This is a genomic window from Candidatus Krumholzibacteriia bacterium, from assembly GCA_029865265.1.
Lineage (GTDB): Bacteria > Krumholzibacteriota > Krumholzibacteriia > WVZY01 > JAKEHA01 > JAKEHA01.
Genome location: JAOUHG010000054.1, coordinates 1 through 11,683 on the forward strand (window position 1 = coordinate 1; position 11,683 = coordinate 11,683).

An 11,683-nucleotide genomic window follows, 5' to 3' on the forward strand; every position below is an offset into this window, starting at 1 on the left:
CCGCGTCGCGGCCGGGGTCTACTTCTGTCGAACCACCACGGACACGCGTTCCTCAGTCATCAAGATGACCGTGCTGCGTTAGCTGCTCCCTGATGGTATTCCACTGCCGGCGCCAAGAAGCACGGAGAGAAGGCGATGGCGGCGTGGATCAACGCGCTCGCCGACAACCCCGACCTCAACACCGCCTCGCAAAAAGCATTTGGCGAAAGTTACGACGCACTGCTCAACGAATCGATGGCCTGGGCGGCTATCGAAGCGTCGCCGTGACGTGGTGCTCTGCTACCCCAGCGTCTCCGTGATTGCGTCGCCGAGTTGTTCCAGGCGCTGCTCCAGCGTGCCGGTGATGCCGGCGGAGATGCGCAAGAGCCCCGGCGAAATCCCCGCGCGCTCCAGATCCTCAGGGCTCATCTCGCTCGAGGTCGAACTCGCCGACACCGACATTAGAGTATCCGTAAAGCCCAGGCTCACCGCGATGAATCCGAACTGCCGCTTGTTCTGCAGGTACTCCATGAAGCGGTTCGCCCGCTCCACCGTCTTCAAGTCCAGCGAGAAGAGACCGCCCCAGCCGTAGCCCTCGTTGCGCAGGCCCGCCAGCCGCTGGTGGTGCGGGTGCGTCTTCAGGCCCGGGTAGTGCACGCGCACGCCGCGGCTCTCACACAACTCCGCCATGGCCAGCGCGCGCCGGCTGTGCTCGGCCACGCGCACGCCCAGGTGCGGCAGGCGCGTGCTCAGCTCGAAGGCGAGGCGCGGGTCCATGGTGGGGCCGAGCAGCATGAGCGCCCCGCTGGTGACGTCCATCATGCTGGAGATGAACTCCTTGTTGCCGCACACCACGCCCGCGATCATGTCCGACGATCCGCTGATGTACTTGGTCATGCTGTGGATCACCACATCCGCGCCGTGGAGCGCGGGGGTCACGATGAGCGGGGAGAAGGTGTTGTCCACCACCAGCGCCGCGCCGTGCTTATGCGCAATCTTCGCCAGCGCCGGCAGGTCGGCGATCTCGAGGGTGGGGTTGGCCATGGTCTCCACGTACAGCACGCGCGTCTGCCTGGTGAACGCCTTCTCCACCGCCGCGAGATCGTTGATGTCCACGAAGGTGGTGCGCTCGCCCGAGCGCTCGGGGAGGAAGTTGTGCAGCAGCGCGTAGGTGCCGCCGTAGAGCGTGTCGCTCGCCACCACGTGCTCGCCCGCCTTGCACAACTGAAAAATGGTGGCGGCGATGGCGCTCATGCCGCTGGCCGTGCAGTACGCGAACTCGGTGTTCTCCATGGCGGCCAGCTGGCGCGCCAGCGCGTACACGGTGGGGTTGTAGTGGCGGCCGTACAGGTAGCAGCCCGCGTTGTCGGGGCCGAGCAGGCCGTGAAAGATGTCTGGCATCACGGATGCCTTCATTACGGTGAAGGTGGTGCTCACCTCCACGGACATGTTCACACCGCCGTGCTCGCCAAACTCGTGGCGGATGGCGGCGATGGATCGCATGGGATCGAAACTGGACACGGTCATCTCTCCTTGCGCGGCCACCAGGTTACCCAGCGCCGGCGCGGAACCAGCAGCCGCGCCATGAACAGCCCCGTCACCAGGGCCACGCCGGTCATGATCATTGTAAACGCAGTCTGCAGCCCGGACACGGCGTCGCGCGCCAGCATGTCCGTGATGCTCTGAAAGCCCACGCTGCCCGGCACCAGCATGATGATACCGGGCGTGGACGTGACCACGGAAGGGCGGTCGAAGTTGCGCGAGTAGAGCCCGCTGGCGATGCCCACCAGCATGGCCCCCACGAAGGCGCCCGTCTCCACCCCCAGCAGTTGTGCCCCCACGCGCGCGCCCACGAAGGCCAGCGCGCACACCCCCAGGATCCAGACGATGTCGCGCGGCGAGGCCTGGAAGAGCACCACGAACGAGAGCGATGCCATCAGGACGGCAATCGCCGTGGTCCACGCGGGCAGCGCGATGGGTGCGGCCGCCGCCACCGTGCCGAACACCGCCGCGCCCGCCTTCAACCCCACCGCCACGCCGAAGCCGATGGACATGAACAGCGTCGCCGCCGCCATGAGGCGCGAGGTGCCGGAGGAGAGGTGCTGGGTGGCGAGTTCGCTGATGGCGATGGTGAGGGTGAGGCCGGGGAAGAGCACAATCAGGCCGCCGGCCATGGACACGTACGCCGAGGTGGGTGCGAGCACCACCGCGGCCATGGATGCGAGCACGCCGGCGACGAACGCGGCCACCGGTTCGAACAACCGGAAGCGCGCGTCGCGCACCGAGAGCAGCGCCAGTACGCCGGTAATGAAACCGATGACGCCGCACACGCACATCTCGCGCCAGCCGCCGCCGAAGAAGCGCGCGGAGGCCGCGGACACCACCGCGGTGGCGAGCACGCGTGTCTTGCCCTTGAAGCGCGGCGGCTCGCTGCGGATGGCGTCGATGGTGGCCGAGGCTTCGGCGGCGCTCACCTCACCGTCGGCGATGCGGCGCGTGAGCTGGTCGAGGCGCGAGAGCTTGTCGAGGTTCACCGAACCGGGCTCAACGCGGATGAGCATGGTCTCGTCGTGGTCGGCGGTTTCGAGCGCGGCGAAGATGGCGGTGGGGGTGGCGAAGAACTCGCCGCGCACGCCCAGCCGGCCCGCCACCAGGGTGAGCGCGTCCTCGATCTGCTGGGCGGAATAGCCGTAGCGGTGCAGGGCGCGCGCGAGCTGCTCGATGAGCGCGGGGCTCTCGCGGTGGGGCCGGGGTGCGGGCATGCCCCCGCCCGGCGGCCCCGCGGGGCCCTCGGGACGGGCCACATCGGGCCCGGGCACGCGCCAGAGGGAGTCTTTGAGCTGTTTCCACATGGCGTTCAATGCGGGCCTTGATTCTGCGCGCCGCGGCTGGTAACGTAAAGGCCTGCTTTTCAATACGGTGGTGCTGGGGGGTCGTCTAGGGGCAAGACAACTGACTCTGGATCAGTGAACGGGGGTTCGAATCCTCCCCCCCCAACCAGTCGCAGCGCCCGGCCGTCAGGCCGGGCGTCCTTTTTTCGACCGGCGCGCGTGATACCGCTTCTCCGCTCATGGTCCGCCAGGTCAGGTCTACGCGCTCGCGGGACGCTGCTTGCGGCCCGTCGCCACCAGCACCACCGTCATCACGATCACGCCCAGCACTCCGATCACGAAGATCAGCGGGCGGGCCTTGTGCACCAGCGAGGTGCCGCGCACCGCGCGTTCCAGCTCCTTGCGCAGGTCGCCGGCGTTGTAGGTGACGCCGTGCATGTAACCCGCCACCCGCATCTCCGGGTCGAGGATGGTGATCACGTTGGCGTGGGCGAAGCCACCACCCTCCATGGAGAGGTAGTGGAAGTCGATGGCGTCCAGCAGTGCGGTGAGGTTCTCCGGTGTCGCCACCGCCAGGCGCCAGCCTGCCGGCAGTTCCAGACGCTCGCGGTAGTTGCGCATCTGGGCGGGGCCGTCGGCGGGGTCGAAGGAGATGGTCAGCACCTCGTAGCCCACGCCCGGCTCGCCAATTTCCGCCAGCGCGTCGCGCAGACTCGAGGTAATGAAGCTGCAGGTGTGCGGGCAGCTGGTGAAGATGGCGCTCACGATGATGGGCTTGCCCTGCAGGATGGCGAAGTGGAACGTGGTGCTGTCTTCGTCGATCAGCGTCACGTTGGGCACCAGTTCGCCGCGCGTCTGACTGATGTCCGGCGGCGTCACCGGTTCCTGCGCGCGCAGCGCGGGGGCGGTGAGCGCCCCCGCGAGCACGGCAATTCCCAGCGCGCGGATCATCGCAGCGGGGCCGGGCTGCCCGGATCGAAGGGCACCGAGGAGAAGAAGGTGGCGCGCAGCACGTCGTACAGCGTGGGGCCGTAGGCGATCAGCAGTACCACCACCGCGGCCGCGATCCACGGCTTGAAGTTGGTGGTGACGCGCGCGGGCTCGTCCAGGTAGGCCTCCGAGGTGGGGAACTCCAGCGCGGGCTCGGCCCGCCGCGGGGTCCCCAGGGTGGCGAAGAAGACGATGAAGTAGGCCGCCATGGACAGCAGCATGATGAACCCGCCGAACGCGGTTATGCCGGCCGCCGCGGACCAGTCCGCGTTGAACGCTTCCGAGGCCGGGTTGGTGTAGGTGAGCCCCATGTTGGTGCGGCGCGGTTCGCCGGTCAGCCCCGAGACCATCAGTCCCGACGAGAAGAACGCCACACCCAGCAGCCACAGATACGGCACCCACACGTTCAGGCGCGGGTACGCAACCGGCTTGCCGGTGAGTTTGGTTACCATGAACAGCGTCATGCCGATGAAGGCCAGGAACACCGGGCCGCCCACCGTGGTGTGGAAGTGTCCCGGCACCCATGACGTGTTGTGCACCACCGCGTTGACCGTGTACGACGTGTTGAGGATGCCGGTGATGCCGCCGAACAGGAACAGGATGAGCCCGGCGAAGAAGTACGCGAACAGGTAGTTCTCCTGGCTGCGGTACGGCAGCTTGCCCCACCACATGAACAGCCCCTTGCCGCCCCGCAGCCGCGCCGCGTACTCGAGCGACGCGGCCAGCGTGAAGGCGGTTACAAAGCTGGGCAGTGCGACACCGTAGGTGAGCAGCGTGTGCAGCCATTTCCACTGCGTGCTGATGGCGGGCTCACCGAACTGGTGGTGAACACCCACCGGCGCCGACAGCACGATGAACAGCATGAACGTCAATCGCCCGGCAAAGTCCGAGTAGAGCTTGCCGCCCGCCACGCGCGGCAGCATCACGTAGTACATGGTGTAGGCGGGCAGCAGCCAGAAGTACACCAGCGGGTGTCCGAAGAACCAGAAGAGTGCCCGCGCCAGCGGCACGTTGATGCCGTTCACCCAGCCCAACGACCACGGAATGAGCATGACGAGCACTTCGTAGGCCAGCGGCAGGGTGGCGATCATCCACACGATGAAGGTGGTGAAGATGCCCACGATGGCCATGGGCGTCTTGCTGCCGGGGTTTTCCCGGCGCCACGACAGGTAGCGCGGAATCCAGGAGAAGAAGCCCAGCCACGAGCCCACCACCAGCAGTGCCGCGCCGATATAGAAGAGGGGGCTCGCCTTGAGCGGCGGGTAGAAGGTGTACAGCACCGACGCCTTGCCCGTGAACATCGGCACCGCCGCCATCAGCGTTCCCACCGTCATCAGCCAGAACGACGCCCAGGCCACCTTTGCATTGGGCTCCTTGCGCAGGTAGTACGCAACCAGCGCGTGGCCGAAGGCGATGGCGAACATGGTGGTGTAGACGATGGCGTTGATGACGCCGTGCAGGGTGAGCCCCTGGTAGTACTCGATGCCCATGAAGCTCGCCGACTTGATGATCCCCGCCCGGTAGAGTGTCTGCACGAAGCCGTGGTAGATGCCGAAGATCAACAGGACGGTCGGGATGCCCACCTCGGCAAGGATGAGCCGGCGCAGGCTGGGTGAGACCTTGATCGATCCCTCCATCAGACGCCCACCTTGATGGTGGCGTACATGGTCTGGTGCGCGACACCGCAGTACTCGTGGCAGATGACGCGGTACTCACCCGGCCGGTCGAAGGTCACCTGGGTGCCGTTCACCGCACCCGGAACTGCCATCAGGTTGGTGTTGGTGCCCACGATCTGGAAGCCGTGCACCACGTCGATGCTGGTGAGGTACAGGTCCACCGTGGAACCGGCGGGGATTTCCAGCAGCGGGGGGTCGAAGGCCCACATCTTTGCCACGTACTGCACCTCGTAGCGCAGCGGAGCGCGCTGGATGACGTGGCCTTCCGTGTACGGCTCCACGTCGGTGATGCAGGTGGGCAGGTCCATCCCCAGCCCGAATACGGAGTAGACCACCGCCGACAGGAACACCAGCATGAGACAGGTGGATATCACGAGCACGCGCTTCTCAGACCGATCCATCGACGACTCCTTCCGCTGCCTATCGTCCGATCATCACGAAGTAGACCGAGAACCAGATTACGACGTAGAGCACGATCATTCCGATGAAGGACGCCATGGCGCCCCTGGGAACGAACTTCTGTTGTTCCACGGGATCCTCCTTCCCGGCCGGGGCGGGTTGACGGGGTTAGTGACGCTCTTTGGGTGGCATGGCGGCGCGCTTCTTCTCGGTTGCCTCCGCCATGTCCGCGAGCGATGTACTCTGCAGGTACTGCCGGATCCGTTCGCGGATCGGTTTCCAACGGTCGTGCAGCGGGCACGGCGTCTCGTCGGAGCAGCGCGCGAGACCCACCGCGCACGCGTCGAGATAAGTGGTGCCGTCGACGGCCTGATAGATGTCGAACAGTGCGATCTCAGTGGGGCGACGCGCGAGCGCGAAGCCGCCGCCGGGGCCCTTGTTGGAGGTGAGCAACCCGGCGCGAACCAGTGTCTGAAAGATCTTGCCGAGAAACGGCCCGGGGATTTTCTCGTGCGCTGAAACATCGCGCGCGAGCACCCGTTGACCGGGCTCGAATGCCGCGAGGTAGGTCATCGCACGAATCGCATATTCACATGCCGTCGAGTGAATCATAAGCGCCCCCGGGAGTTCTGGACCTGAATGTCGCGGACGCTACCACGCGGCGGGATATCGTGTCAACCCAACGGGTTCTTGACACCGGCGCCCCGGCCCCTTATCCTGTCCGCTCTGGTTGACGGCCCCTTCGTCTAGCGGTTAGGACGTATGGTTCTCAGCCATAAAACAGGGGTTCGATTCCCCTAGGGGCTACCATCTCATTCGGGACCCGCTGCAGGCGGGTCTCTTCTTTTCCGGGCCCGCCCGGCTGCGTACGAAAGGACTGGATCCCATGGCCACCCGCACGCAAACAAGACGCCGCCGCACCACCAGGACCAAACCGCGCGGTCCGCGCTCGCGCGACCGCCACTGGCTCTACCAGGAATCGGTGCAGAGCCCGGAAGTTCATTTTGAGTTCTTCGACCGCGTGTACCGCAAGCGCAACGGCAAGAAGCCGCGCATCCTCAAGGAGGACTTCTGCGGCACCGCGCTCATCGCGCGCGAGTGGGTGCAGCTGCGGGACGACAACATTGCCGTCGGCGTGGACCTGGACGCGCCCACGCTGCGCTGGGGAAAGGAACACAACCTCAAGACGCTCGACAAGGACGAGCGTGAGCGCGTGTTCCTCATCCGTGCCAATGTACTGCACGTCACCCGCCCCAAGGCCGACCTGGTGGCGGCGCTGAACTTCTCCTACAACATCTTCAAGACGCGCGAAACGCTGCGCGAGTACTTCGTTGCCGCGCGCAAGTCGCTCCGGAAGAACGGGCTCTTCATCGGCGACATCTTCGGCGGCTGGGAGGCGCAGAAGCCCATGGAGGAGCGCACGCGCCACTCCGGCTTCACCTACATCTGGCACCAGGACAAGTTCGACCCCATCGCCAACAACGGCGTGTATCACATTCACTTCGACTTCCACGACGGCGGCGGCATCCGCCGCGCCTTCACCTACGACTGGCGCCTGTGGTCGATTCCCGAGATCCTCGAACTGCTGGCCGAGGCCGGCTTCAACGACGTGACGATCTACTGGGAAGAAATCGACCGCAGCAGCGGTTTCGGCAACAGCAAGTTCCGCCTGCAGCGCACCGCCACCAACGCCGAGGGCTGGATCGCGTACTTCGTGGCGGGGGTGTCACCCAAAAAACGGGCATGACACGCGGCGCCCCGTGGCGCATCATGGAGGGGTCGCATCCCCCGCGGCCCCGCCCCGCAACCTGCTTCGAGGGCCCCGGGTCACCAGGAGCTAACTCCATGTATTTTCGCCAGATATTCGATCAGAAGCTGGCCCAGTACGCCTATCTCATCGGCTGCCAGGCCAGCGGTGAGGCCATCATCATCGACCCCATGCGCGACGTCGACCGCTACTTCGACATTGCCGCGCAGGACGGCCTGCGCATCGTGGCCGCCGCCGACACCCACATCCACGCCGACTATCTCTCGGGCCTGCGCGAAATGGCCGAGCGCCCCGGCGTCACCGTGTACGCGTCCGGCGAGGGCGGCAGCGACTGGCAGTTCGAGTGGCTGCGCGGAAGCCACTACGCGCACCGCATCCTGATGCACGGCGACCAGTTGATGGTCGGCAACATCCGCTTCGACGTGATCTTCACACCCGGTCACACCCCCGAACATCTCTGCTATCTGGTCACCGACACCGCGTCGGGTTCGCCGGTCGCTATGGGGCTCCTCTCCGGCGACTTCGTATTCGTGGGCGACCTGGGGCGGCCCGACCTGCTCGAGACGGCGGCGGGGCACAGCGGCACCATGGAGACGAGCGCACGCACGCTGTACCGCTCGCTGGAAAAGTTCCGCGCGCTGAGTCCGTCGGTGCAGGTGTGGCCCGGTCACGGGGCGGGCAGTGCGTGCGGCAAGGCGCTCGGTGCGGTGCCGATGTCAACGGTGGGCTACGAACTGGTGGTGAACCCCGCCTTGCTCGCCGCCACCAGCGAGGACGCGTTCGTCGCATACATCCTGGACGGGCAGCCCGAGCCGCCGCTGTACTTCGCACGCATGAAGCGCGACAACCGCGGCGGACCGCGCGTGCTGGGCAGGCTGCCGGTGCCGAAGAAGGTGTCGCCCAACAAGCTCTCGGACTTGAGCGGCGCGACCGGTGTGGCGGTGCTCGACACGCGCGACTGGGCGTCGTACGCGAAGGCGCACCTGCCCGGCTCGCTCTTCACACCGCTCAACCGGGCCTTCAACACCATCGCCGGCTCGTACGTGCCGGAGAAGATGGTGATGTACCTGATCGTCGAGGAGGCGCGGCTGCGCGAGGCGGTGGTGGACCTGGTGCACGTGGGACTGGACGACATTGCGGGTTACGCGACGCCTGAGATGTTCCAGGAATACGCGCGCCGCGGCAAGGTGGCCTCGGTTGCGGAAATCGAGGCCCCTGCGGTGGAGCAGGCCGTCGCCGGCGGGGCCTTCCTGCTGGACGTGCGCCGCGCGGCGGAGCTGGCCGAAGAGGGGCGCATTCCGGGCGCCCACAACATCGCGCACACGCGCCTGCTCGAGCGTATCCAGGAAGTACCGCGGGGCAGGCCCGTGATCGTCTACTGTAGCACCGGAAGCCGCTCGGCGTATGCCGCCGGGCTGCTGGATCGAATGGGGTACCGCGCGACCAACGTGGCCGGCGGTATCGAGTCGTGGACCGCACGCGGAGGAGCGGTCGCGACGGCCTAGTCCGGAACCCACCCCGGAGTGATGCCATGCAGGTTGTCGTATTCGGCGCGGGAGCGGTGGGGAGCGTGCTGGGCGGCATGCTCTCCGTCAACCATCATGACGTGCTGCTGGTGGGGCGCCCGCCCCTGGCGCGCGCGGTCGAAGAAAACGGGCTGCGCCTGAAGTCGGCCACCGGCGAATACGTGGCTCACCCCCGCGTGGTCACGGCCCTTGCCCGGGGTGATGTGGCCGCCGACGCCTGCATCCTGCTCACCGTAAAGCGCTACGACGTGGAAGCGGCCATTGCGACGCTGTCGGGGATCGTTCCCGTCGACATGCCCGTCGTCTGCTTTCAGAACGGCGTGGGTGCGGAGGCCATCGCCGCCGGAACATTCACCCGCGTCTACGGCGGCGTGGTGCGCATGACGTGCTCCATGCTGCAGCCCGGTAACGCGTCGTTCCGCGGGATGGGGCGCGTGATCGTGGGCGTGCACCCCAAGGGCAGCGACGCGTTCAGCCGCGCGCTCGCCCTGGCGTTTCGCGGGGCCGGCTTTGACGCCGCGTCTTCGCGCACCATCGAGAGCGACATCTGGCTCAAGCTGGCGCTCAACACCCAGACCGTCCTGCACGCGGCCACTGACCCGCGCGACCACGACAGCAACGAGTTCCAGGAACTGAGCGCGGCGATCCTCGAGGAGACGCGCCGCGTCTTCAAGGCCGCGAAGATCAGGGCACGCTCGTGCGACGGGCGTGACCCGACCATAGACGAGATGATCGCCGAACTGCGCCGGCCGCGGGCGCGGCGGGCCGAGCACGGGGTCAAGGTGCACAACTCGCTGTGGCAGGACCTCTATCTCAAGCGGCCGCACATCGAGTCCGAGTACATCCACGAGCCCGTCATCGCGCTCGGGCGGGAACACGGGGTGCCCACCCCGTTCAACGCGGCCATGCTGGAGACCGCGCGACGCCTGCACGACTCCGGCACCGGGCCCGAGAAGCTGCGGCTGACCGAGCTGCTCGAGGCGGTGGCGCGCCGGCCGTCACGGAGCGGCGAAGAGCCATGAGGACCCTCGTCTATGGCCTGCTGCTGGTGATACTGCTGGCGGGGAGCTTCCTGCTGCTGCAGTCCATCGAGCCGCAACGCCAGGTGCCCCCCTCCGGCCCGCGATTCCCCGGCGCGGTGTCGCCCGACGTATCCACCATCGATCCTGCCCAGCTCGACGCGTCCAATCCGGACGAGTTGTACGACCTGGGCGTCGAGTTCATGCGCATGTGGCGCGTGCGCGAGGCGGCGGTGGTGCTCGAGCACGCGGTGCTGGCGGACTCGAACCGGACCGGCGCCTGGACGCGGCTGGCCGACGCGTACGCGCACCCGCTCATCGACGACGAAGACGCCCTCGGCTACGCGATCATGCGCGCAATGGCCACCGCGGGCAACGACACCAGCTATGCCGCCGGGCTGGGGCTCCTGTACCTCGACCGTGATTACGAGGGTGCGGTTGACGCCTTTGCGCAGGCGTTGCGGGCCAGTGACACACCCGAGGTGCGCTACCACCTGTCACTCGCCTTCTTCCAGATGGGCCGGCTGGAGGAGTGCGCGCGGCAGCTCAAGCCGCTGATGCGAACCGATGCCAGCGTGGGTCCGGTGGTGGAGCTGTTCGTGCGGCACGCGGTGGCCGCGGGAGAGCTGGAAACCGCCGCAGACGCGGCGCGCGAGCTGGCGCGCATGTACGGCGAGGAGCCGTTCCCCTACGTCCTGCTGGCGCAGGTGGAGATGGCCCGTGGCAACAGCGCTGGCGCGGCGGAGTTCTGCAACAACGCGCTCCTGCTGGATCCCAGCAGCATCCCCGCCATCATGACGCGCGCCCTGCTCTACTCCGACGCCGGCGAGTACGAGGCGGCGCGGGTGAGCTATGAGAAGCTGCTGCTGTTCGACGAGCCGGTGCTGCGCTCGATCGGGCAGGAGGGGATCGGCTTCGTGGACTTCGTGGACGGCGAGTTCGACGCGGGCATGGATGCCATGGACGAGGCCATCCGCCTGGCGATGCTGGGTGGCGCCACCGGCCGCGGCCTGACCCTGTCGCTGCGGCTGGTCGACTACCTGTGCCAGCTCGGCCAGGCGGACAATGCCGAGAACGTGGTGGAGCGATGGATCACCGGGTTCGGCGAGGTGCCGGTGCGGATCGCGCGCGCGCGCATCCAAATCCTGCGTGGCGACTTCGAGTCCGCGGCCACCGTGATCGAGGCCCTGTCCCGGGACCGGGACTGGCTGCTGTGGTCGCGCGTCATGTCGCTGGACGTGGCCGAACTGACCGCTCTTGCCGACATTGGACAGCAGCGCCAGCAGGAAGCCCTCACGCTCCTCGCCGCGGATTCAACCGCGGCCGCGGTCAACGCGGGTGCCGGTGCGCGGCGCACCTTCCTCAGTGGCTATGCCGCGTTCGAAACCGGCAACGCCGAGGGTGCGGCGGCCGCCTTTGGCCAGGTGCGCGCGCGTCTGTATGGACCCGAGTTCCCCTACCACGGGGATCCGGTGCTGCACGTGCAGTCGATGTT

11 protein-coding genes and 2 tRNA genes are annotated in these 11,683 nt (G+C 67.0%); 7 read left to right on the forward strand and 6 right to left on the reverse strand.

The features are described 5' to 3' along the window. Positions 1-135: 135 nt before the first annotated feature. Positions 136-267, forward strand: coding sequence for a hypothetical protein (locus tag OEX18_14690; GenBank protein MDH4338517.1), 132 nt, complete (start codon positions 136-138; stop codon positions 265-267). A 12-nt stretch (positions 268-279) separates the two neighbouring features. Here OEX18_14690 and OEX18_14695 read toward each other — a convergent pair whose 3' ends face one another. After that, positions 280-1,506 carry an aminotransferase class I/II-fold pyridoxal phosphate-dependent enzyme gene (locus OEX18_14695; protein MDH4338518.1) on the reverse strand — a complete coding sequence of 409 codons (1,227 nt, stop codon included), beginning with the start codon at positions 1,504-1,506 and terminating at the stop codon, positions 280-282. Further along, positions 1,503-2,741: a threonine/serine exporter family protein gene (locus OEX18_14700; protein ID MDH4338519.1), complete on the reverse strand. Its 1,239-nt coding sequence runs from the start codon at positions 2,739-2,741 to the stop codon at positions 1,503-1,505. Before OEX18_14700 ends, OEX18_14695 begins: the two co-directional genes overlap by 4 nt. A 164-nt stretch (positions 2,742-2,905) precedes the next feature. Between OEX18_14700 and OEX18_14705 the strand changes: the two genes are divergently transcribed. Beyond that, a tRNA-Gln gene (locus OEX18_14705) sits at positions 2,906-2,979 on the forward strand. Between the two features lie 89 nt (positions 2,980-3,068). Here OEX18_14705 and OEX18_14710 read toward each other — a convergent pair. The 4 genes from OEX18_14710 to OEX18_14725 form a co-directional block, all read right to left on the reverse strand. Further along, positions 3,069-3,761 (reverse strand): SCO family protein, encoded by a 693-nt coding sequence (locus tag OEX18_14710; GenBank protein ID MDH4338520.1) that lies wholly within the window; start codon positions 3,759-3,761, stop codon positions 3,069-3,071. Beyond that, complete coding sequence (locus tag OEX18_14715) at positions 3,758-5,437, reverse strand: cbb3-type cytochrome c oxidase subunit I (GenBank protein ID MDH4338521.1); 1,680 nt, start codon at positions 5,435-5,437, stop codon at positions 3,758-3,760. The genes OEX18_14710 and OEX18_14715 overlap by 4 nt, the downstream gene beginning before the upstream one ends. Beyond that, a complete protein-coding gene (locus OEX18_14720) occupies positions 5,437-5,877 on the reverse strand; it encodes a cytochrome C oxidase subunit II (protein MDH4338522.1) in 441 nt (146 codons plus the stop codon). Before OEX18_14720 ends, OEX18_14715 begins: the two co-directional genes overlap by 1 nt. 166 nt (positions 5,878-6,043) lie before the next feature. Then, positions 6,044-6,487, reverse strand: a complete 444-nt coding sequence (locus OEX18_14725; protein ID MDH4338523.1) for an Rrf2 family transcriptional regulator — start codon at positions 6,485-6,487, stop codon at positions 6,044-6,046. A 123-nt stretch (positions 6,488-6,610) separates the two neighbouring features. Here OEX18_14725 and OEX18_14730 point away from each other — a divergent pair. The 5 genes from OEX18_14730 to OEX18_14750 form a co-directional block, all read left to right on the forward strand. After that, a tRNA-Glu gene (locus OEX18_14730) sits at positions 6,611-6,685 on the forward strand. A gap of 76 nt (positions 6,686-6,761) precedes the next feature. Continuing rightward, complete coding sequence (locus OEX18_14735) at positions 6,762-7,622, forward strand: class I SAM-dependent methyltransferase (GenBank protein ID MDH4338524.1); 861 nt, start codon at positions 6,762-6,764, stop codon at positions 7,620-7,622. A gap of 98 nt (positions 7,623-7,720) precedes the next feature. Next, positions 7,721-9,148: a rhodanese-like domain-containing protein gene (locus OEX18_14740; GenBank protein ID MDH4338525.1), complete on the forward strand. Its 1,428-nt coding sequence runs from the start codon at positions 7,721-7,723 to the stop codon at positions 9,146-9,148. Between the two features lie 26 nt (positions 9,149-9,174). Further along, the gene (locus OEX18_14745) at positions 9,175-10,191 is read left to right on the forward strand and encodes a 2-dehydropantoate 2-reductase (protein ID MDH4338526.1); all 1,017 of its coding nucleotides are present in this window, start codon (positions 9,175-9,177) and stop codon (positions 10,189-10,191) included. Next, a partial coding sequence (locus OEX18_14750) for a hypothetical protein (protein MDH4338527.1) occupies positions 10,188-11,683 on the forward strand: 1,496 nt, incomplete at its 3' end. The genes OEX18_14745 and OEX18_14750, both read left to right, overlap by 4 nt.

What these genes read in the sequence shown, in the direction of transcription:
- OEX18_14690 (MDH4338517.1), top strand. Translation starts at nt 136, where the DNA reads ATGGCGGCGTGGATCAACGCGCTCGCCGACAACCCCGACCTCAACACC.
- OEX18_14695 (MDH4338518.1), bottom strand. Translation starts at nt 1,506, where the DNA reads ATGACCGTGTCCAGTTTCGATCCCATGCGATCCATCGCCGCCATCCGC.
- OEX18_14700 (MDH4338519.1), bottom strand. Translation starts at nt 2,741, where the DNA reads ATGCCCGCACCCCGGCCCCACCGCGAGAGCCCCGCGCTCATCGAGCAG.
- OEX18_14710 (MDH4338520.1), bottom strand. Translation starts at nt 3,761, where the DNA reads ATGATCCGCGCGCTGGGAATTGCCGTGCTCGCGGGGGCGCTCACCGCC.
- OEX18_14715 (MDH4338521.1), bottom strand. Translation starts at nt 5,437, where the DNA reads ATGGAGGGATCGATCAAGGTCTCACCCAGCCTGCGCCGGCTCATCCTT.
- OEX18_14720 (MDH4338522.1), bottom strand. Translation starts at nt 5,877, where the DNA reads ATGGATCGGTCTGAGAAGCGCGTGCTCGTGATATCCACCTGTCTCATG.
- OEX18_14725 (MDH4338523.1), bottom strand. Translation starts at nt 6,487, where the DNA reads ATGATTCACTCGACGGCATGTGAATATGCGATTCGTGCGATGACCTAC.
- OEX18_14735 (MDH4338524.1), top strand. Translation starts at nt 6,762, where the DNA reads ATGGCCACCCGCACGCAAACAAGACGCCGCCGCACCACCAGGACCAAA.
- OEX18_14740 (MDH4338525.1), top strand. Translation starts at nt 7,721, where the DNA reads ATGTATTTTCGCCAGATATTCGATCAGAAGCTGGCCCAGTACGCCTAT.
- OEX18_14745 (MDH4338526.1), top strand. Translation starts at nt 9,175, where the DNA reads ATGCAGGTTGTCGTATTCGGCGCGGGAGCGGTGGGGAGCGTGCTGGGC.